Source organism: Bartonella sp. AC62GZZY (assembly GCF_042196525.1).
Taxonomy (GTDB): domain Bacteria; phylum Pseudomonadota; class Alphaproteobacteria; order Rhizobiales; family Rhizobiaceae; genus Bartonella.
The window spans coordinates 252,714-272,974 of record NZ_JBHIQN010000002.1 but is presented as its reverse complement, the minus strand read 5'-3'; the positions used below and the strand labels follow the sequence as shown (position 1 = coordinate 272,974).

At 38.1% G+C, this 20,261-nt stretch carries 14 protein-coding genes and 2 pseudogenes; 9 read left to right on the top strand and 7 right to left on the bottom strand.

The window, feature by feature from the left end; genetic code table 11:
• Positions 1 to 211: 211 nt before the first annotated feature.
• Positions 212 to 2,899 (bottom strand): aconitate hydratase AcnA, encoded by a 2,688-nt coding sequence (gene acnA, locus ACFIML_RS02615; RefSeq protein ID WP_375614900.1) that lies wholly within the window; start codon positions 2,897 to 2,899, stop codon positions 212 to 214.
• Between the two features lie 297 nt (positions 2,900 to 3,196).
• On the opposite strand from acnA, the gene ccmA reads away from it, so the two are divergent.
• The 5 genes and pseudogenes from ccmA (at position 3,197) to ACFIML_RS02590 (ending at position 6,127) form a co-directional block, all read left to right on the top strand.
• A complete protein-coding gene (ccmA, locus tag ACFIML_RS02610) occupies positions 3,197 to 3,808 on the top strand; it encodes a heme ABC exporter ATP-binding protein CcmA (protein WP_375606185.1) in 612 nt (203 codons plus the stop codon).
• Positions 3,809 to 3,828: 20 nt separating this feature from the next.
• The gene (gene ccmB / locus ACFIML_RS02605) at positions 3,829 to 4,494 is read left to right on the top strand and encodes a heme exporter protein CcmB (RefSeq protein WP_375606184.1); all 666 of its coding nucleotides are present in this window, start codon (positions 3,829 to 3,831) and stop codon (positions 4,492 to 4,494) included.
• A gap of 46 nt (positions 4,495 to 4,540) precedes the next feature.
• Positions 4,541 to 5,319: pseudogene (locus tag ACFIML_RS02600) on the top strand (heme ABC transporter permease).
• Positions 5,307 to 5,559, top strand: a pseudogene (locus tag ACFIML_RS02595) (hypothetical protein). The pseudogenes ACFIML_RS02600 and ACFIML_RS02595 overlap by 13 nt, the downstream one beginning before the upstream one ends.
• Positions 5,534 to 6,127, top strand: a complete 594-nt coding sequence (locus ACFIML_RS02590) for a DsbE family thiol:disulfide interchange protein (protein WP_375606183.1) — start codon at positions 5,534 to 5,536, stop codon at positions 6,125 to 6,127. The pseudogene ACFIML_RS02595 and the gene ACFIML_RS02590 overlap by 26 nt, the downstream one beginning before the upstream one ends.
• A gap of 912 nt (positions 6,128 to 7,039) precedes the next feature.
• Here ACFIML_RS02590 and ACFIML_RS02585 read toward each other — a convergent pair.
• From ACFIML_RS02585 to ACFIML_RS02575, 3 genes are read right to left on the bottom strand one after another with little or no spacing between them, the layout of a single operon-like run.
• The gene (locus ACFIML_RS02585) at positions 7,040 to 8,041 is read right to left on the bottom strand and encodes an Hsp33 family molecular chaperone (protein WP_375687305.1); all 1,002 of its coding nucleotides are present in this window, start codon (positions 8,039 to 8,041) and stop codon (positions 7,040 to 7,042) included.
• A 36-nt stretch (positions 8,042 to 8,077) separates the two neighbouring features.
• The gene (gene argF / locus ACFIML_RS02580; RefSeq protein ID WP_375606181.1) at positions 8,078 to 9,013 is read right to left on the bottom strand and encodes an ornithine carbamoyltransferase; all 936 of its coding nucleotides are present in this window, start codon (positions 9,011 to 9,013) and stop codon (positions 8,078 to 8,080) included.
• Positions 9,010 to 10,224 (bottom strand): aspartate aminotransferase family protein, encoded by a 1,215-nt coding sequence (locus ACFIML_RS02575; protein ID WP_375606227.1) that lies wholly within the window; start codon positions 10,222 to 10,224, stop codon positions 9,010 to 9,012. The genes argF and ACFIML_RS02575 overlap by 4 nt, the downstream gene beginning before the upstream one ends.
• Positions 10,225 to 10,708: 484 nt before the next feature.
• Between ACFIML_RS02575 and ACFIML_RS02570 the strand changes: the two genes are divergently transcribed.
• Positions 10,709 to 11,245: a GcrA family cell cycle regulator gene (locus tag ACFIML_RS02570; protein WP_375606180.1), complete on the top strand. Its 537-nt coding sequence runs from the start codon at positions 10,709 to 10,711 to the stop codon at positions 11,243 to 11,245.
• A gap of 1,001 nt (positions 11,246 to 12,246) precedes the next feature.
• Here ACFIML_RS02570 and ACFIML_RS02565 read toward each other — a convergent pair.
• Positions 12,247 to 12,837, bottom strand: a complete 591-nt coding sequence (locus ACFIML_RS02565) for a Smr/MutS family protein (RefSeq protein WP_375687303.1) — start codon at positions 12,835 to 12,837, stop codon at positions 12,247 to 12,249.
• 52 nt (positions 12,838 to 12,889) lie between these two features.
• Positions 12,890 to 13,582, bottom strand: a complete 693-nt coding sequence (locus ACFIML_RS02560) for a Tim44/TimA family putative adaptor protein (RefSeq protein ID WP_375606178.1) — start codon at positions 13,580 to 13,582, stop codon at positions 12,890 to 12,892.
• Between the two features lie 174 nt (positions 13,583 to 13,756).
• Between ACFIML_RS02560 and ACFIML_RS02555 the strand changes: the two genes are divergently transcribed.
• On the top strand, positions 13,757 to 14,251 hold the full coding sequence (locus tag ACFIML_RS02555; protein ID WP_375608953.1) for an FxsA family protein: 495 nt from the start codon (positions 13,757 to 13,759) through the stop codon (positions 14,249 to 14,251).
• A 142-nt stretch (positions 14,252 to 14,393) separates the two neighbouring features.
• Positions 14,394 to 14,870: a protein-export chaperone SecB gene (secB, locus tag ACFIML_RS02550; RefSeq protein ID WP_375606176.1), complete on the top strand. Its 477-nt coding sequence runs from the start codon at positions 14,394 to 14,396 to the stop codon at positions 14,868 to 14,870.
• Between the two features lie 69 nt (positions 14,871 to 14,939).
• Here the strand turns inward: secB and ACFIML_RS02545 are convergent, their stop codons facing one another.
• Complete coding sequence (locus ACFIML_RS02545; protein WP_375608954.1) at positions 14,940 to 17,240, bottom strand: NADP-dependent malic enzyme; 2,301 nt, start codon at positions 17,238 to 17,240, stop codon at positions 14,940 to 14,942.
• A 195-nt stretch (positions 17,241 to 17,435) separates the two neighbouring features.
• Between ACFIML_RS02545 and mutS the strand changes: the two genes are divergently transcribed.
• Positions 17,436 to 20,180, top strand: coding sequence for a DNA mismatch repair protein MutS (gene mutS, locus ACFIML_RS02540; RefSeq protein WP_375608955.1), 2,745 nt, complete (start codon positions 17,436 to 17,438; stop codon positions 20,178 to 20,180).
• Positions 20,181 to 20,261 lie beyond the last annotated feature (81 nt).

Sequence of the window (20,261 nt, the reverse complement as noted above, 5' to 3'; positions counted from 1 at the left end):
GGTAAAATGAGTCCCAATAACAACTCTACCAATATAAATAAATCCAACCCAAGCAAAACTATAAAGCTGCCTATAACTGTGTGGCTTATAGCGCAATCCCAAAGCTAACGTCAATTAGATTTTCAAAGATAGTCATAAAAAAACGAAGCTAAACTCTTTGATCCGCAACTTTATAGCTTAATAATAGATATTTCTTAACAAACAAAAGAATTTAAACGGCTAACTTACGTAAGACATATTGCAAAATTCCACCATGATGCAAATAATCTAGCTCATCTTCAGTATCAACACGGCACAATAATGGAACGGTTTTTACCGTACCATCAGAAAAAGTAATTTTCGCTACAGTCTTTTGACGAGGTTTCAAGTTATGAATCCCTTCAATTGTCACCTTTTCATCTCCCTTTAAGCCTAAAGATTTCCAACTTAGCCCCTCCTCAAAGACAAAAGGGACAATGCCCATACCAACAAGATTAGAGCGATGTATCCTTTCAAAAGACTGCACAATCACTGCTTTGACACCAAGAAGATTGGTCCCTTTGGCAGCCCAATCGCGTGATGATCCATTGCCATATTCAATACCTGCAAAAACAACGAGCGGAACACCTTCTTGTTTATACGCCATTGCTGCATCGTAAATGGTTTGTTCTACCGCTGACGGATAATGAACCGTATAACCTCCTTCTCGACCATTTTCCCCTAACATGAAATTACGAATGCGAATATTGGCAAAGGTCCCACGCACCATAACTTCATGATTCCCACGACGCGTTCCATACTGATTAAAATCAGCCACTTTAACACCATGATCCATTAAATATTTCCCAGCAGGAGAAGCTGCCTTAATAGAACCAGCAGGAGAAATATGATCCGTCGTGATTTTATCACCAAATAAACCTAAAATCTGTGCATCCTTAATATCTGGTAAGACATCAGGAGCTTTCTGCATAGCATCGAAATAAGGTGGATTGCGTACATAGGTGGATTGCTCATCCCAAGAATAGGTAGAACCTGTAGGAATCCGAACTTTTTGCCAATTTTCATCTCCCTTAAAGACATCTGCATACTTTTCAGCAAAAACTTTACGCGTAACATTTTCTTCGATAAATTCCTGTATTTCTTGAGAAGTTGGCCAAATATCTCTTAAGTAAATCGGTTGACCATCTGAATCTTCACCAAGAGGTTCCTTGGTTAAATCTTTACACACTGTCCCAATGAGCGCATGTGCAACAACTAACGGTGGTGAAGCTAAATAATTCGCTTGCACATCAGGAGAAACGCGCCCTTCAAAATTACGATTTCCTGAAAGAACCGCAGCTGCAATGATACCATTGTCATTAATCGTTTTGGAAATAGCTGGATGCAAAGGGCCAGAATTTCCAATACATGTTGTGCACCCAAATCCTACTAAGTTAAATCCTAACGCATCTAAATCTTTTTGCAGACCTGAATTTTGAAGGTAGGCTTCAACGACTTGTGAACCAGGTGCAAGAGAAGTTTTTACCCATGGTTTACTTTTGAGACCTTTTGCTACAGCATTTCGTGCCAAAAGACCTGCTGCAATGAGAACACTTGGATTTGATGTATTCGTACAAGAAGTAATCGCAGCAATCACCACATCACCGTGACTCAGCGTATATTCTTCACCTTCGACCTGATAGCGCTCACCTTGTCCAGAAGTTTTTTTATAGTCTTCGACCAATGCCTTCTCAAAACCCTGCCCAACATTTTCCAATGCAATACGTCCTTCAGGACGTTTAGGACCAGCCATAGAAGGGACAACGGTTCCCATATCTAATTCAATTGTATCACTAAAAATGGGATGAGCCACCATTTCATCATGCCACATCCCTTGTGCTTTGGTATAAGCCTCCACTAAGGCAATCCGATCTTCATCACGCCCTGTCATATTGAGATAACGCACTGTCTCCTTATCAATTGGGAAAAAACCACACGTTGCTCCATATTCAGGAGCCATATTCCCAATCGTTGCCCGATCAGCAAGCGTCATATGCTCCAAACCAGGACCAAAAAACTCAACAAATTTACCAACAACACCCTTTTGGCGTAACACTTGGGTCACCGTCAACACGAGATCGGTGGCGGTTACACCTTCTTTAAGTTTCCCTGTTAGACGAAAACCAATCACTTCAGGTAACAACATAGAAACAGGTTGGCCTAACATTGCTGCTTCTGCTTCAATACCACCAACCCCCCAACCTAAGACCCCTAAACCATTTACCATAGTCGTATGCGAATCAGTTCCCACACAGGTGTCAGGATAAACTGTCTCACATCCCTCTTCCTTCTTCGTCCACACGCATTGTGCTAAATATTCTAGGTTAACCTGATGACAAATCCCTGTTCCTGGAGGAACAACACGAAAATTTTGAAAAGCTTGCTGCCCCCATTTAAGGAAACGATAGCGCTCACCATTGCGATCATATTCATGCTCAACGTTTTCCTTAAAAGCCATGGAATTGCCAAAAGCATCAACAATAACTGAGTGATCAATGACGAGATCAACGGGAATGAGAGGATTGATTTTTTCAGCGTTACCGCCAAGTTTAACCATAGCATCACGCATTGCAGAAAGATCAACAACTGCTGGAACACCTGTAAAATCCTGCATAAGAACACGTGCAGGACGGTAGGCAATTTCTGCCCCGGCACTTCCTTTGTCACTTAACCACTTAGCAACATTGAGGATATCCTCTTTTTTAACCGTGCGACCATCTTCAAATCGCAATAAATTTTCGAGAATAACTTTCATCGAAAACGGTAAACGAGAAACACCTTCAAGTCCGTTCTTCTCCGCTTCGATCAAGCTATAATAAGTATATTCTTTGCCACCAACATTTAATACTCTGCGACAATTAAAGCTATCAATTTGAGTCATGACTGTCCACCCTCATACTATAACCACCCAATTTCCAGGAATGAACAACACAAACTACGAGTCAAGGTCGCAGCTTGAGCGCAGACGCAATTACCTCCGCTATCCATTTCCCCCTCCACCCGCTCATAGGCAAATGCGGAAATCAGCGCCAGAAACCATTTTACACCAGATATTGATGTAAGGTACCCCTTATAGAACTATTTCTAGAACTATTCTAGGTACAATTGCATAAAAAATGTGTTTTTTATTCTATAATGCACTAAAGAATATGAAAATAAAAACAAAATAGGCAATCACATGGTGTTATCAGGCAAAGATCTAGCTGCTTACAGAAACGAGGAAATTCTGTTTCAAGGTCTTTCTTTTTGTTTATTTTCACAGCAACTTATGACAATCACCGGTCCTAATGGTATCGGAAAGTCTACATTACTCCGAATCATTGTCGGTCTTCTTGAAGCTGCTGAAGGTCATATAATCCTTAAAGACCATAATCAAACATACCCTGTTGCAACTGCCTGTCATTACCTTGGTCCTCAAAACGCTATGAAACCTCTCTTATCTGTCATTGATAATTTGCAATTTTGGGCAGAATTTTATGGTCAACATTTACGCTTTGTGCATGAAGCCCTTGCCGATATTGGTCTTTCTGATCTTGAACATTTACCCTTTAACACTCTGTCAACTGGACAACAAAGACGTGTCGCTATTGCCCGTCTTTTACTCTCCTATCGTCCTATTTGGATTTTGGATGAACCAATATCTGGTCTCGATAACCATGCTCAGAAACTCCTTGCCCGTATTTTCCAGCGTCATCTCAATCAAGGTGGTATGATTATCGCCGCGACTCATAATTCCCTAGGTATTCCAGAAAACCATACCATCGCTCTGGAAAAATTTTTACCTCTCTAGGAGAGAATAAAGAGAATAAAATGAAAGCACTGTTCTGGCGTGATCTTAAACTATTATTAGCGCTACAAGCTACTTCACTAACAGGATTATTGTTTTTCATCGCTGTTGTTGTCATAACCCCCTTTGCCATTGGACCAGATCCCAAAACTCTTGCACAAATAGGACCGGGTATATTGTGGTTTGGAGCCCTTCTTGCAGGGCTCCTCAATCTGAACAAACTTTTCCAAATCGATCGCGATGATGGTAATCTCGACCAATTTATCCTTTCAGAACAAAGACAAAGTTTTACACTAATTGTCTTTACCAAATGTCTTGCCCATTGGGTAGGAACAATGCTTCCTCTTATTTTTGCTACACCTATTTTAGCCCTCATGCTTCATTTAGATGTAGTAATAACTTTTACAACAATACTTACCCTTTTATGCGGAACACCAGCTATTATTTTTATTGGTGCTATAGGCGCTGCACTCGCAACCTCATTGTTGCACAGTACTTTGCTTATTTTTATCATTATCTTGCCGTGGATCATTCCAATTATGATTTTTGGTGTTTCCGCTGCTACAGCCCCAATAAACCCAAATACCTCTTTTCTCACTTCCCTAGCTCTTCTCAGCGCTTTTTCACTTCTTTTGAGTCTCTTTAGCTCTTTTGTTGCTGCGATAACGCTTAAACTTTTATCAGAATAATAAAAGTTGATTGCCGCATAGCAAAACTCTGCCTATTATGAATTTTATGAATGAAATAATGCGCACATATAAAATGAGATCACTCCCTATAAGTTTTACCCATTTCATGAAAATAAGCAAAATGATTTTGCCTTGGTTAGCCAGCATAACATTGTGTTTTCTTATCTTTGGATTGATTCTTGTGATGCATTCCCCTGATGACTATCAACAAGGGATTACTGTTAAGATTATGTACCTTCATGTACCCTTTGCGTGGTTGTCTACATTCTGTTATATAACGATGAGTGCCGCGGCATTAGGAAATTTGATTTGGAAATATCATCTTGCTGATGTGGCACTCAAATGTGGGGCGCCCATTGGAGCAATTTTTACCGCCTTGGCTCTCATGACAGGAGCACTTTGGGGGAGACCTACATGGGGAACATGGTGGGTCTGGGATGCTCGGTTAACATCAGTTTTAATTCTACTTTTTATCTATCTTGCTATTATCCTGCTTGGACGAGCTTTCGACAACCCAATAAAAGCCGCGCGCGCTACTGCAATTCTTACACTTGTTGGATTTGTTAATATCCCTATTATTAAATTTTCTGTTAATTGGTGGAATACATTGCATCAACCCGCATCATTGTTACGCACTGGAGGACCAACAATCGACAATGCTATGTTATGGCCCCTTATAACAATGCTCTTTTGTTTCATCTTTATGTTTATTACGCTCTATTTGATGGCTATGCGAAATGAAATCAATCATCGTTATATCCAAATACTTCAGATAAAAAAATCCCGTCGTGCACAACAATAGGCGCTTCATTATGCTCGACCTAAATGGCATCCACGGCGGACTTTTAGGAAATCTATCTCAGAAAATTGATTTTTTCCTGAGCACCCTTAAACACGAGCAAATTGTTGTTTTAAGCTATGTGCTTTCTGCAATATCCCTCTTATGTCTTATTGGATATATTCTTTGCAAAGCTCTCTACCAAAAAAAAATTCTCCAACAGCTAAACAAAAAAGAGCTGTCACAAAAAGATAAAGTATAATGAAAAACATCCCTCCAAAACTTAAAAAAAATATATCTTTGCCTGTTCTGCTTGTTTTTTTTGGACCATTTGTGCTTTTTCTTCTTCTCATGATGTTTTTTTTCAACTTTATGGATAAAAAACACCTTCAAGATTCTTCTCTTCTCCCAAACGCATTAGCTGAAAAACCTGCTCCCAATATTTATCTTCCTCTTCTTGATAAAGAAAGTTATCTCAATTCAAAACAGTTTAAAGGACGTGTCACATTGGTCAATTTTTGGGGTTCTTGGTGTTTACCCTGTCGCGAAGAGCATCCTCTTCTTATGAAAATTGCACAAGATAAACGTTTTGATCTAATTGGCATTAATTATAAAGATAACAAAGCAAATGCCCTGCGCTTTTTAAACAGTTTTGGTAATCCTTTTAAATTTATTGGCTTTGATGATTCAGGATATACAGCTATTGACTGGGGGGTGTATGGACCACCAGAAACCTTTCTCTTGAATAAAGAGAGTATTATTATTGCCAAACATGTTGGTCCCTTAACATGGCAAATTTATCAAAAAAAAATTCTACCAAAAATTGAACAAGCGATTATGACAGAAGAAAAATAATGCAGGTTTGTAAAAACATAACGTTTTATCATGCTATGTATTGCTATTTTATTTATACGGCCACTTATTCTTCTTAGAAAAATTTGACAAGAGTATTATCATTGTTGATTCAAAAACATATGTAAAGAAATATCTGTAGAACAAACCTCCAAAATATGACAAAAATTTTAAGTAGTTTTCATTTTTCCTTAGCGATTAAATATCTGTTTGGGAGCTTTAGTTTTGATTATTTGGACAAAACAATATTGCTATAGAACCATCGTTAGCTTAATGACAGCAACAAACTATTGTTTTCAAAATCATATAGTATTTTTTCTCCGCTTTTTTATCTGAAATACACATTGTTATGAGGGGACTTCACCACTATTCTCATCTTTATAAAATAATAAATCTGCTTTTTTGCAGCGTCATTGTTATATTTATTCCCATTACACTTATCTGTTCGTAATAGACTCCATAAAGCCTATATTGAATCTATACATTCTTATTCTCTCGATAATTTCCCTTATGATTATAACTAATAAGCTTTATTGAGTCTTAATAAGATAAATTCGAGTAAGAAAATATGACTACAATCAAAAAGTCTCATTTAACAGAGAAGATAAGTTATGAGTACATAATCAATTTATCAATGAACATTATAAAAGAATTCATTGTAAGAAATAAACTTTTGAGATGTAAAAAGTACAAAAGAAGCTTTTTCGAGAAGAGGAAATATATTTTACAGAGAACTCTTTTTTAAGCACTCTATGACGTAATTACTGATTTCAACAGAAAGATCACTCGTATACACTAAAAAAACTCTAAAACAAGAAATATTCTAGAAGTTCATATGAGCTTATGCGTAAACTTTTATGACGCAAATAAAATAGGCTTTTGTTGCAATCATCATTTTTTATGAAAAATATTTGATTATGTTTTTTCTTCTAGAAATTCTTGCGGTGTAAAACGATACGTTTTTGAGCAAAATTCACATGTGACTGAAATATAGTTATCTTTAACCATTTTATTGCGTTCATCAATAGGAAATCCTTCTAGGATTCCTTTAATTTTTTCGCATGAACAAGAACATTGATCGACAAGAGAAAAAGAATTAAAAACTCTAACACCTTGTTCATGAAAAAGACGAAACAATAACTGTTTACTACCCACTTGGGGATCTGTTAATTCTGAACTTTCAATCGTTTTCATGAGTATTTTAGCTTCCTGCCATTGGTTATCCAATTGGGTATGAGTTTTCGTTTCTTCTCGCTTTTGATGAGGAGCATCTATTTTATGATGAGACGATTCTTGGGGTAAAAGTTGGGTCAAAATACCTCCAGCTCGCCAGCTTTTCTGCGATTTTCCTTGTTGATCACGATTAATTAATATGGCAACAGCCAAACGAATATCAGTAGGAATTTGCTCTGATTGATCAAAATAAATACGAGAAGCTTCTTGTAAATTTGATCCCTCTAATGCAACTATCCCTTGATAGGGTTGCATGTGGGGACCTTGATCAATTGTGAAAGCTAAAGTGCCTTTTCCTAAAAGTATTTCTGAAGAGGTTTGACCATTGTCTATGGCTTGTTTAAGCTGTTCCTTATCAAAACGAGCATATCCACGTAAACTGGAAGGAGGCGAAAAATCGCACACCAACATATTAACCGGTCCATCGGAATGGGTTTGTAGAATAAATTTTCCCGTAAGTTTTAGAGAAGTTCCAATCAGAACCGTTAAAAGTAAAGCTTCTGCTAGAAGATAAGAAACCGGTTCAGGGTATTGATGTCTTGTGAGAATAGAATTTAAAGTTTCCCCAAGTTGTACGGCACGTCCACGGATATCAAGTTCTTCAACTTGAAAGGGAATAACACTATCATCTTCATGCAAGAAGTTGTTGTTGAGAGAGGCTTCATCCTTAGCTTGTTCACTCATAGCTTTACCTTTTTTATATAATTTGTTGTAGGGAGGCTATTGTGGAGAGAAAAATGCATCTTGTAAACACCAAGAAAGAATTGCTTTTTGAGCATGAAGACGATTTTCAGCCTCATCGAAGACAACGGAGTGCGGTCCATCAATCACAGAATCAACCACTTCTTCACCACGATGAGCAGGAAGACAATGCATAAAAAGAGCATCCGGTTTTGCTAATTTCATGAGAGCTTCATTTACTTGATAAGGCTGAAAAATAGAATGACTGCGAGCACGAAACTCTTGTCCCATGGAGACCCATGTATCGGTCATAATACAATCAGCATCTTGAGCCGCTTCTTGGGGATTATGGGTTAGCATAAGATGCGCTCCCCGCTCACGTGCCCAATGTACAAATTGTTCTTGTGGTTCACTGCCCTTTGGTGTGGCAACACGCAAATGAAAACCAAAAAGAGCTGCAGCTTCAATTAAGGAATGGAGCACATTATTACCATCTCCCATCCATGCAAATATTTTGCCAGCAATTGACCCTCTATGTTCCTCATAGGTTAAGATATCTGCTAAAATTTGGCAAGGATGTGTATCATCTGTAAGGGCATTAATGACAGGAATTTGTGCATATTGTGCCAATTCGAGCATACGTTGATGTTTTGTTGTTCGTAATATCACGATATCCACAAAACGGGATAAAACTCGAGCCGTGTCAGCTATAGTTTCACTGTGACCAAGCTGCATCTCTGAGCCCGTGAGCATGATTGTATCTCCCCCAAGCTGGCGCATACTGATATCGAATGAAATACGGGTTCGTGTGGATGGTTTTTCAAAAATCATCGCGAGCGTTTTACCTATAAAAGGTTTTGAACCTTTTCCTGCTTTAAAAGATGCTTTAAGGATTTTTGCATAATCGATTAATGCACGTGCCATTGCTGGCGTTAAAATGGATAAATCCGTGAAATGACGAAGAGCATTTGTCATGTGTGTGATATTTGTCTGTCCTTATTTATTTTCGAAAGATAAGAAATTGCTTTTTCAATACGACGCAAACTTTCATCTATTTCTTCTTCCTTGATAATAAGAGGAGGCAATAAGCGCACAACATTATTGTTGGCAGCAACACTTAAGAGATATTCACTTTCCAAGGCATTAACAACAAGATTTGAAGGCACAACACACTGAATGCCCATCATAAGCCCCATCCCCTGAACAGCGCAGATAATATCAGGATAGATATTGAGAATGTGCAAAAGTCCATTTTTTAATTTATCCCCCATACGCTGAACATGGTTGAGAAAACTTGGCTCTAACAAAATATCAAGAATACTATTTCCTACAGCCATTCCAAGCAAATTGCCTCCAAAGGTTGATCCATGCGTCCCAGGTGTCATACTTTTTGCAACTTTATCCGTTGCAAGGCAAGCACCTAATGGAAATCCACCTCCTAGTCCTTTTGCAAGGGTAAGAATATCAGGCGTGACATCACTCCATTCATAGGCAAAAAGCTTTCCTGTTCGTCCTACACCCGTTTGGACTTCATCTAAAATCAATAACAGACCATTATCATCGCATATTTTGCGCAAAAATCTTAAATATTCATGAGGGACCGTTCGTATTCCTCCTTCTCCTTGAATAGGTTCAATAAGAATAGCGGCGGTATTTTTATTAATAACGTTACGCAAAGCGGTTTCATCACAAAAAGGGACTTGAATAAATCCACCAGCTTTAGGTCCAAAGCCTTCAAGATATTTTTCATGCCCAGTCGCAGCAAGTGCTGCAAGTGTACGTCCATGAAATGCCCCTTCAAAAGTAATTATTTCAATGCGTGTTGAATGACCAGCGGCATAGTAATAATGACGCGCTGTTTTAAATGCGCATTCTAATGCTTCAGTGCCTGAATTGCAGAAAAAAACCTTATCTGCAAAACTATTTGCACAAAGCCGCGTAGCAAGAGCTGCTTGTTCAGGAGATTGAAAAAGATTGGAAACATGCCAAAGCTTTTCAGCTTGTATTTTGAGTGTATCAACCAATTTTGGATGTGAATACCCTAATGCATTAACAGCAATGCCAGATGTGAAATCAAGATAATGTTCTCCTTTATCGGAAATAAGCCATACACCATGCCCTTGTTCAAAATGCAAATTTCGTCGTGCGAAGCATTCATAAAGTGGTTGTACAGAGATGGTGTCCATCATAATTTCCTTTATATTTTAACCTTTTCAATATATATACAAAGCAACACTATAAATAAAACAACATGGTACATTTCGTTACGGTGCTTTCAACTTTCATTGCGATTAATGATTACACCTATGGAATAGATCATTACACCAATTGAAAAAAAGTCAATGAAGGTTCTACAAATAAGCATTTTGGAAAAAACCTTAAACAAAAGTGAAAGTTTAACCTATGATTGATTTGCAAGTTGGGGAAAACATTCTAAATAAACTCTTCAAGAGGTAAAGACTCTTGTCATAGAGTGAGTGCATATTGTAATTTACAATATAATAAGCAAGATGATGTGTTTTGATTTGTAAATCCACAGGTTGGATGATTTTTTTATGCTCACGTAGAGTGTAAAGTTCTTTCATTCAGCGTAATGAAAACATTATTTAAACATTTGAAGATGCAACGGGGGAGAGCATCTTAGTGACGTAATCGGAATGGAGTGCTGGTATGGGTTGGACATGTGAACGCGTTGAGCTTCTTAAAAAGCTTTGGAGTGAAGGATTAAGTGCAAGTCAAATTGCTGCTCAATTAGGTGGGGTCAGCAGAAATGCAGTCATCGGCAAAGTACATCGATTAAAGTTACCAGGACGTGGTAAGACAGCACAAGGAAGTACGCGTGCGCAAAAAACTCCCGTGGGAAGCAGCAGCCCATCATCTCCACGTGTGCGTCGCAACACATCCACGGTATCGCCAATAAACACATCAGCTGTAAGTATTGAAGAAACCGCTTTAAAGACAGAATTTGTAGTGGAAGATGTAAAAGAAGTTGATATGTCCACAAAATCCAATGTAGTTGTGCCTATATCACGTCAACTTAATCTTCTACAATTGAGTGAAAATACATGTAGATGGCCGGTTGGCGATCCATTATCAGCAGATTTTCATTTTTGTGGTGCAGATTCTGATGAAAATAGCCCTTATTGTGCCTTTCACGCTAAGCTAGCATTTCAACCAATATCTGAAAGACGTCGGATAAGAGTGTAATATCCTCCGATTGAATCTCGTATTCTACGCCTTCTGCGCTTCGTTATTAAATTTTAATTATTGAATTATTATGAGAAAGAAATTTGTTCTTTAATGAATGAAAAAATTTCTTCATGAAAGCATTCATCGTAAATTGTATCTTTTGATGCGAGTGTGTGGCTACGTGTTGTAAAATGTCTATTGTTGTTTATTTTCACGATTCTCTTTAATTCAGTTATACAGTTTTTAAAACTATCCATAGTAGCAATATCTTTTGAAGAACGTAGTTTCTTAATTTCTCATGTTTTTATTTTTCATATACTTAATAGATTAATGCATTGATTTATAAAACAATTTATCATTTTACATCCTGAATTAGATCCGCAAATATGATAAGACTCTCTCATTTTAAGTCTTCTTATATTGAATTAATAAAAATCTTTCGTTTGCACATCACAAACGAGACGAGAGCCGTGTAGAGTAAAAACACTTAAAGAAAGACACACCGCTTATAAACTTTCTCAAGTACTAAGGGGAAATTCAAGGGCTATCGCCATATTGGGAAGTGGTAAATCACGTTAGAATATCCAACCTTGCACTTTATATGTAAGTGTAAAGATGGTGGTGTACAATGAATTTTGTACACCTCATGGAGATTACTTTTTACACGCCCTTCCATAAAATGAATTTGAAAATATTAGGAGATATTTTTTTAATAAGCATGTGAATATGTAGTATAAGTATGTTCTGCCTGAAACATTCTGTTTTTCGTGAGTGCTGTTATCACATTAAATCTGTAAAAACAAAAGCATGAGGCAATGAGAGAGTGTAAAACAATGGTCTTTATAAGCCTTTATAAGAAAATTAAAAAATAAGGGAATATTGTATTTAAGGTTTTTGCGCAATATATGGGAAATAATTAATTATCGTTATTAATCAGTATATTATCACATCCTTTCTACAACCTGTAATATACGAGATCTTATAAAATCAATATTGAACCTGAAACGACCTCAATAACATCACATTTCTTTTCCCGATACGAAACGGCGCAACCAAACATAAAGCGCACCTTCTCCGCCATGTTGACGCGCTGCTTTTTCAAACGCATGGACATAATATCGAAAAGCTGGTGTTGATAACCAATACGGAACAAATCTATACAAAGCTCCATCGCTCCCAACGGATCGTCCTTTTCCTGTAATCACAAGAACATAACGCAATCCTCTCTGCTGAGAGGATTGTAGAAATTTTTTTAAGAAAAAATAAGCTTCTTCCTGCATATAACCGTGGAGATCAAGACGCGCCTCAAGAGGATAACGACCTTGGGAAATTTTACGATGTGCAACATGATCAAAGAAATGAACCTTTTGTGCTTGTGTAACTGCCCTCTTTTCTCTTTTAATAATTGTCGAGGGTTGTTGATTTTCCTGAGACAATAAGGAGATTTGAGTTACAGGCTGTTTTTTATCATTAATATTTGCAATAGTTTCTGAAGTAGAAGAGAGCATCTTACCGTGAAGCGGTGTTATCGTACGACAAACCATCTCCCATAAAAGGCGATCTTGTGAAGCCAATAAATCTCTTTTTTGTCTCCATTTATTTGAGGACATTTTAATTTCTCATAAATCATTGAATGCTTATGGAAGAAAAACAAAAAGTATTTTAATTTTCATTTTCTGTAGCAAAAAGCTTCCAGTTGGGATCTGACGATAAACTATTGCGAACAAAAGTCCAAATATCCCTGATTTCTACAATAGCATCAGGATCACCGTCTATACGCTCGCCCTGTTCATTATAAGTAACAGAAATCATCTCACTGACAATACGTATCGTTAAAAGTTCGTCTTTTTCTTGTATTGCCGCCGAGACAAACTCGATCTTATTAATTCCAACAAAAGTAAACTCTATTCTTTCTTTGTTTTTTTCTCGTTGTTCAATCGCTGTACAAAAGTTTTCAAAAACATTCTGACAAAGCAAGCTTTTTAGTTGACTGCGATCACCTTTGGCAAAAGCTGTTACAATCATTTCATAAGCAATTTGTGCACCTTTTATAAAAAATTGAGGAGAAAAATGCGGGTCAATTTTACGCAGTGCTCGCAAATTTTTATTCAAAATACTTCCCTCTGGTGCAATTTCATCAATTTCACTAAAATTGCCTTTTTCTGAATTTTTCTGATGAGGGAACGAAACAATATTATCTGTCGTTTCTGTCTCATCTTGTTTTTTAGAACGTCGTGAATAAGGATCAAAGGGTGGCTTTTCAAACCCAATTCGTTTCCCTAATACATTACGGAGTTGCACAAAAATAACAACCATAATAACAAGAGCGATGACAAGTATAACGTCAAATTCCATAGGCGCTGTCAATCTCCAAAGATTAAGTCTCTAATAAACATTGCAGTCAATACCATTTATCAATAAATATGTAAAATAAGGAATCTTATCATTCAAATATTTTTATAGATTTTGTATTTAAACGGAGTTCTCTTAAGAATTTCTCCCCCTACTCATCCAGAAGGAAATTTTCATGTGATAAAACTTTATTCTATAAATCCTCGTTTTTTTGTTGTTATCTTTCTTTGCATTCTTTTAATCGAGATTGCTGGTTTTATCTTTGTTGGTCAAGAAATTGGTATTTTGGCAACCTTGAGTCTGGTTATTCTCACAACCATAGTTGGGGTTGTTTTATTGCGAATTCAAGGGATTAGCCTTTTAAAAAATATACAAACTGAACTTATCCAAGGACGCACATTAGAGAATAATATTATTAATGATGCTTTCATCATGTTTAGTGCGATTTTACTTATTCTTCCCGGCTTTGTAAGTGATCTCTTGGGAATATTACTTCTTATTAAACCAATTCGCTCTGTTGTTTGGCATTTCTTTTCATCATTAAAAAACAAAATGAATCAAAATACTAAAAGAAAAAATGACTCTGAAAAAATAATTGACCTTAACGCAGAAGATTACACAATTCATGATACGACAGAATCTCCATGGCGCAAAAATGATGATAACCATTGAAATGCCTAAAAAATCTGTAACAAACTAAAAAAATATTCAAGATAAAGAGCGCATTTCTTGCAACCTTTTGCAAGGCGTGATAACCAATCTGGTCTTTAGATCTAAAATAAATATACATATTATAATGAGAGAGGTTCGTCGTATGGCCGAAGGTGAAATGAATAACAGTGGTGGAGAGCCGGTTTTTGCTGTATTAACTCAATATTTAAAAGATTTATCATTCGAAAACCCTGGTGCTCCTCGTTCATTGCGTGCACGTGAAAAGTCACCACAAATTGATATCAATATTAACGTCAATGCTAACCCAATTGGTGATGATAATTATGATGTCGTTTTGTCTCTCTCCGTTAAAGCCAATGATGACACTGAAACCTTATTTCATGTAGAACTGATTTACGGTGGTGTTTTCCACCTTAAAAACATTCCACAAGAACATGTTATGCCACTGGTCTTTATTGAATGTCCCCGTCTTTTATTTCCATTTGCTCGCCAAATTATATCTGATGCTACTCAAAGTGGTGGTTTTCCACCTTTGTGGATTGACCCTATTGATTTTGCAGCACTCTTCCAAAAGCGTCTTTCTGAAGAACAAAAGGACAGTCAAATACAGCCCTCTTAAAAAATTTATTTTTTTTGCTATCAAAAAGCCCCTTGATATATTATTGGTATATTAGGGGCTTTTTTTCCTTTAGATGACTTTTTCGGCATGATAAGCCGCAAGCATTGCAATATTGACAACATCTGTATCGCTTCCACTAAATGGTACAATTTGGACAGATTTTTCCAATCCAATTAAAATAGGACCAATGATGGTTGCTTCACCAAGTTCTTGTAACATTTTGCTGGCAATGGAAGACGCGTGATATCCAGGCATAACTAAAATATTAGCAGTCTCTGTTAATCCCATAAATGGGTATTGCTGCATCAATTTGGAATTGAGCGCCACATCAGCGCTTATTTCTCCATCAAACTCAAAATCAACCTTGCGTTCGTGCAAAATATTAATTGCATCCTGAATTTGCTGCGTCGTCTGCCCTTTCATGTAGCCAAACGTAGAAAATGCTAAAAATGCTACCCGTGGTTGATATCCAAATCCACGCACAAACGAAGCTGTTTGTTCCGCTATATCAGCAAATTCTTCAGCATTAGGATTTTCATAAACAGCTGTATCGGCAATAAACACAGTTCGGCCACGGCAAATGGCCATTGAAATACCAATCAATCGTTCTTTTGGTTTTTCATCAATTGCCCGACGTATATCGATCAACGCTGTTTCATAATTGCGTGTCACCCCTGTAACCATTGCATCAGCATCTCCTAGTGCCACCATACACGCAGCAAAATAATTGCGATCATTATTGATACGACGATGACAGTCACGCAACAGCCAGCCTTGACGCTGCATCTTTTTATAAAGATAATTCGCATAAGCATCTGTACGGCAAGAAAGCTTGGCATTTATAATAGAAATACCTTCACGCTCCAAATCAATTCCAGCGATAACAGCTGCTTCTCTTATTTGCTCTTCCCGACCAACCAAAATCGCTTGTCCTAATTTTTGATGAACATAAGAAACGGCTGCCCGCATAACTTGTTCTTCTTCACCTTCTGCAAAAACAATTTGTTTTGGCGCTTGACGAACGTGGTTATAAACCCCACGCATTATCGAAGAAGTAGGATCACGCCTCGCATTTAAATCACGCTCATAGGCCTCTAAATCATCTATGTTCTTTTGTGCAACACCGCTTTCCATTGCTGCTTTTGCTACCGCTATTGAAACAACTGTGAACAAACGCGGATCAAAAGGAACGGGAATGATATAATTAGGACCAAATTTTAATCGCTTTCCACGATAAGCTTCTGCAACGCTGTCAGGTACTTCCTCATGCGCTAAATCAGCAAGAGCTCTTGCCGCAGCAATCTTCATGTCTTCATTAATAACTGTTGCACGCACATCAAGCGCACCACGAAATATATAAGGAAAACAGAGAACATTATTAATCTGATTTGGATAATCGGAACGCCCTGTTGCAACAATAGCATCATGACGCACTTGCATAACCTCTTCCGGCGTAATTTCTGGATCGGGATTGGCCATAGCAAAAACGATCGGCTGCGGCGCCATGGATTTTACCATTTCAGGGGTAAGAGCACCTTTAGCAGAAACCCCGAAAAATATATCTGCTCCTTCCATTGCTTCCATAAGCGTACGTTTATCCGTTCGAATAGCATGCGCAGATTTCCACTGATTCATTCCCTCTTTACGACCTTCATAGACCACGCCCTTTGTATCACATAATATGATATTTTCAGAACGAAAGCCCATTGCTTTAATCAGTTCAATACAAGCAATCCCAGCAGAACCAGCACCATTACAGACTAACCGCGTGTTTTGCATATCGCGCCCTGTTAAAGTCAAAGCATTGAGAACACCCGCAGCAACAATAATCGCTGTACCATGTTGATCATCGTGAAAAACAGGAATATTCATCACCTCGCGTAGGCGGCTTTCAATCATAAAGCACTCAGGTGCCTTAATGTCTTCAAGATTGATTCCACCAAAAGAAGGTTCTAAATGACGCACCAAATTGATAAAACTTTCCGTATCATTTATATCAATTTCTAAATCAATGGAATCAATATCCGCAAAACGCTTAAACAGCACTGCTTTGCCTTCCATGACCGGCTTAGAGGCAAGGGCACCTAAATTGCCTAACCCTAAAATAGCTGTACCATTTGAAATAACAGCAACAAGATTGCCTTTTGCTGTATAATCGTAAGCGAGTGCTGGATTTTGAGCAATTGCCTTAACTGGAACTGCAACACCTGGTGAATAAGCAAGTGCTAAATCATGCTGTGTTGCCATAGACTTTGTTGCAACAATCTCAAGCTTTCCTGGTCGACCACGACTATGAAAATCTAGAGCTTCTCTTTCGCTCGCACTGTAAACAGTTTGAGACATTTTCTGATCCTGCTCGCTCTTTTTCATCTCACTTTATTTTCTCCAAAAACAGTGTAAATTTTGCTTGATAATGCGTATAGTTATTAAATTTGATTCATATGTTAGAAATCGCTATTCTTGCCTTAGCAAATCTGATGATACGTTGCAATTTAGAGATAAATAAATATCGAAGTAAACAAAAAAGAGTAAAAACTTCACTTAAAGGAAACAGGCCTCGTACAAATGGATAAAAAAAACAATCATAAAAATAATTTAATTCCACAGCCTGCCTCCTCATCTGCTTCCTCTCAAGAACGTCTTACACCTATGATGGAGCAGTACATAGAAATCAAAGCCATCAATCATGATTCCCTTCTCTTTTACAGGATGGGGGATTTCTATGAATTATTTTTTAATGATGCAATTGAAGCGGCTCAGGCTTTAGGAATCACACTCACAGCACGCGGAAAACATTTAGGACAAGATATTCCTATGTGTGGTGTTCCCGTTCATGCGGCAGATGATTATTTGCAAAAACTCATTGCTTGTGGTTATCGCGTTGCTGTTTGTGAACAAATAGAAGATCCTGCTGAAGCGAAAAAACGTGGCTCAAAATCTGTTGTTCGGCGTGATGTTGTTCGTCTTGTAACACCTGGAACAATAACAGAAGAAAAACTCCTTGATCCAACGCGTGCAAATTATTTGATGACGCTTTCCCGTATAAAAACCAGTGATGGAGAAGAGTTTGCTCTTTCTTGGATTGATATCTCAACAGGCATATTTCGTGTAACAGAAAGCCGCCAAGAAAAACTTTTGGCAGATATTATGCGTGTGGATCCACAAGAAATCATTGTTGCTGATTCCTTTTTTCATGATAAATCTCACAAATCGCTTTTTAATGTTCTTGATCGTATCGTTTCACCTCAACCTGCTTGTCTCTTTGATGCACTCACCGCTGAACGCGATATTTGCAATTATTTTAAACTCTCAACTCTTGAGGGTGTTGCCGATTATTCACGTTCCGAACTCTCTGCAATTGTGGCGGCTATTCGTTATATCGAAAAAACACAAATCACGCATCGTCCTCCCCTCATGCAGCCTGAGCGCCAAAATGAAAGTGCGACTCTTTTTATTGATGCTGCAACCAGATTAAGCCTTGAACTTATTCGTACGACATCAGGTCAACGGGATGGAAGTTTATTAAAAGCGATTGATCGCACTGTAACAGGAGGAGGGTCACGCCTTCTTATTGACCGCCTTATTGCTCCCCTCACCACTCCTTCAGCGATTGATACGCGTTTGGATTCTATCGATTTTTTTCTACGTAATCCTTCTCTTGCAGAAGCGATAAAGCTTATTTTAAAAGGGGGACCAGATATGCCCCGCGCCGTTTCACGTTTGGCTCTTGGACGAGGAGGCCCCCGTGATATGGCGACAATCCAACGCGGTTTTGAAATCATTCGTGAACTGCATCAACTCCTTAATAATGAGCTCCTATCTCAAGAAATAAGTGATGTACAGCAGATATTCTCAAACTTACCCACAGCTTTATACATTCATTTAGAGCAAGCATTAGCTGATGATCTCCCACTGCTTAAACGTGATGGGGGATTTATTCGCTCCAATTATCATAAAGAACTCGATGAAATGCGGGCTTTACGTGACGAATCTCGCCGCGTTATCGCTGAACTTCAAGCGAAATATGCCCAAGAAACAGATATTAAGACGCTTAAAATAAAGCATAATAATATTCTAGGCTATTTCATTGAAGTAACCAGTACACAAGCATCTGCTCTCACAAATAATCCACAGGCTAAAGCACGTTTTATTCATCGCCAAACAATGGCAAATGCTATGCGTTTTACGACAACAGAGCTTGCTGACCTTGAAAGCCGTATTGCCCATGCTGCCAACCATGCATTGACGCTTGAATTAGAAATCTTTGATATTCTCGTTCAGGAAATTACCGAACAAGTTGACTTTATTCGTAAAGCCTCTGAAGCACTTGCAATTTTAGATGTCTCTGTCGCTCTAGCACATCTTGCTGAAGAACAAGGATATTGCCGCCCTAAAATTGATCATTCACTGACCTTTCATATTACAGCAGGACGCCACCCTGTCGTCGAGCAAGCACTCCGCAAACAAGCCGCAGAACCCTTTATTGCCAATAATTGTGATCTCTCTGTACAAAAAAATCAACAGTATGCAGCAATCTGGCTTTTAACTGGACCTAATATGGGAGGAAAATCAACTTTTTTGCGGCAAAATGCTCTCATTGCTATTATGGCACAAATGGGGTCATTTGTTCCAGCAACTTCAGCGCATATTGGCGTCGTTGATCGCCTGTTTAGCCGTGTTGGTGCTTCCGATGATCTTGCACGAGGGCGCTCAACCTTTATGATGGAAATGGTGGAAACAGCAACGATTCTCAACCATGCAAGTCACCACTCCCTTGTTATTCTTGATGAAATAGGACGTGGAACATCAACCTTTGATGGACTATCTATTGCTTGGGCAGCCGTTGAATATCTCCATGAAGTTAACCATTGTCGTGCTATTCTTGCTACCCATTTTCATGAAATGACTGCGCTTACCGAAAAACTTGATAGACTGCATAATGTAACCATGAAAGTCAAAAATTGGGATGGTGATGTGGTTTTCCTTCATGAGGTCATACCAGGAGCTGCTGACCGTTCCTATGGTGTACAAGTTGCAAAGCTTGCTGGACTTCCCCCAGCCGTTATTACACGAGCGACAGATGTCCTCCATCAACTAGAACAAGGTGAAATGGCTGGAAAAGGGCATAAACTCATTGATGATTTACCCCTCTTTTCTCTTAAAGCAACATCTCCTGTCAATGAAGAAAGAAACAAACATTGTGTTCTTCACGAAGCTTTAAAAAATATCCATCCTGATGAACTCTCTCCTAAGCAAGCTTTAGAAACAATTTACCACCTCAAACAGCTTGAAGAGAGTACCCCCCTATAGAAAACAGATGTTACTTTTTATTAAATAAGCTTTCTTAATAGGAAATAAAGTGTCCTTTTTTGATATGTTTTGGTACAAATA

Coding starts and splice junctions, on each gene's coding strand:
- ACFIML_RS02575 (WP_375606227.1), bottom strand. CDS start 10,224: ATGGACACCATCTCTGTACAACCACTTTATGAATGCTTCGCACGACGA.
- ACFIML_RS02590 (WP_375606183.1), top strand. CDS start 5,534: ATGAAAAACATCCCTCCAAAACTTAAAAAAAATATATCTTTGCCTGTT.
- ccmB (WP_375606184.1), top strand. CDS start 3,829: ATGAAAGCACTGTTCTGGCGTGATCTTAAACTATTATTAGCGCTACAA.
- ACFIML_RS02560 (WP_375606178.1), bottom strand. CDS start 13,582: ATGGAATTTGACGTTATACTTGTCATCGCTCTTGTTATTATGGTTGTT.
- argF (WP_375606181.1), bottom strand. CDS start 9,013: ATGACAAATGCTCTTCGTCATTTCACGGATTTATCCATTTTAACGCCA.
- ACFIML_RS02570 (WP_375606180.1), top strand. CDS start 10,709: ATGGGTTGGACATGTGAACGCGTTGAGCTTCTTAAAAAGCTTTGGAGT.
- mutS (WP_375608955.1), top strand. CDS start 17,436: ATGGATAAAAAAAACAATCATAAAAATAATTTAATTCCACAGCCTGCC.
- acnA (WP_375614900.1), bottom strand. CDS start 2,899: ATGACTCAAATTGATAGCTTTAATTGTCGCAGAGTATTAAATGTTGGT.
- ACFIML_RS02565 (WP_375687303.1), bottom strand. CDS start 12,837: ATGTCCTCAAATAAATGGAGACAAAAAAGAGATTTATTGGCTTCACAA.
- ACFIML_RS02545 (WP_375608954.1), bottom strand. CDS start 17,240: ATGAAAAAGAGCGAGCAGGATCAGAAAATGTCTCAAACTGTTTACAGT.
- ACFIML_RS02585 (WP_375687305.1), bottom strand. CDS start 8,041: ATGAGTGAACAAGCTAAGGATGAAGCCTCTCTCAACAACAACTTCTTG.
- ccmA (WP_375606185.1), top strand. CDS start 3,197: ATGGTGTTATCAGGCAAAGATCTAGCTGCTTACAGAAACGAGGAAATT.
- secB (WP_375606176.1), top strand. CDS start 14,394: ATGGCCGAAGGTGAAATGAATAACAGTGGTGGAGAGCCGGTTTTTGCT.